We start from the raw sequence: 1,149 nt of genomic DNA, 5'->3' as shown, positions 1-1,149 counted from the left end.
TTTAATTGAAAGTCGCGAGCCTTTACCTAACTCAGAATCAATATTTACCGTACCGTTTAACTGGGTAATTTTTGTCTTAACAACATCCATTCCCACACCACGGCCGGAAATATCGGATATTTCCTGCTTAGTCGAAAAGCCAGGTGCAAAAATAAGGTTATAACATTCGCTATCGCTTAAGCGATCAGCAGCGTCTTGGTCGTAAATGCCTTTTTCAACAGCTTTTTGACGTAGAACCTCAGCATCCATACCTGCGCCATCATCTTCAATGGCTAGCATGATATGATCACCTTCCTGCTGTGCTGACAGAACCACCTGCCCTATACGTTCCTTACCTTTCGTCACACGGTCATCAGGCATTTCAATGCCGTGGTCTACAGCGTTTCGTACAAGGTGAACCAAGGGGTCAGATAGCGCTTCAACAAGGTTCTTATCAAGGTCAGTATCTTCACCAACCAGAACCAGGTTAACCTCTTTCTTAAGGTTCCGAGCCAAATCTCGCACAACCCTGGGAAAACGTCCAAAGACCTTCTTAATCGGCTGCATTCGAGTTTGCATAACCGCTGACTGAAGATCACCTGTCACGACATCTAAGTTGGACACAGCCTTCTGCATGGACTCGTCACTGCTTGCATCGCCAAGACGTTTTAGTCGGTTACGCACAAGCACCAATTCACCCACCATATTCATGATATCGTCTAGGCGCTTTGTATCAACACGAACTGTTGTTTCTGTCGCTATGGTTTCATTCTTCTTCGATGCCGCTTTAGCAGCTGGTTTTGCAGCCGGCTTTGGCTTAGCTGCAGCTGCTGAGGCTGGGGCCGGTGCAGGCGCTGGCTTTGGTGTGGGCTCTGGAGCCGGCGCAGAACTGGCAGCAGCCTTGGTCGTTGGCGACCCGCCTGCTCCATGAAGTTCATCCAGTAGCTTTTCGAACTCATTATCGGTAATCAACTCTCCATCACCGCCAGCAGGAGTAGCTGACGCTTCAGACGTGGCATCACCTGCAGCAATACCTTCGCTATTGAACTGACCTTCACCATGCAAGTCATCCAATAGTTTTTCAAATTCTTCTTCGCTTATATCACCCGACTCTGGCGAGCTGTTCGTGTCGCCACCCGCAGCCGGTTCTTCAAAAAACAAATCCGCCGA

At 48.7% G+C, this 1,149-nt stretch carries 1 protein-coding gene; it reads right to left on the bottom strand.

Annotated elements, in window-relative coordinates; all coding sequences use genetic code 11:
• A partial coding sequence (locus tag A3729_RS16555; RefSeq protein WP_231877450.1) for a chemotaxis protein CheA occupies positions 1-1,140 on the bottom strand: 1,140 nt, incomplete at its 3' end.
• Between the last annotated feature and the right edge of the window lie 9 nt (positions 1,141-1,149).

The sequence above is a fragment of the Oleiphilus sp. HI0043 genome (genome assembly GCF_001634935.1).
The sequence above is the reverse complement of the archived record's forward strand: the minus strand, read 5'-3'. Positions and strand labels throughout refer to the sequence as shown.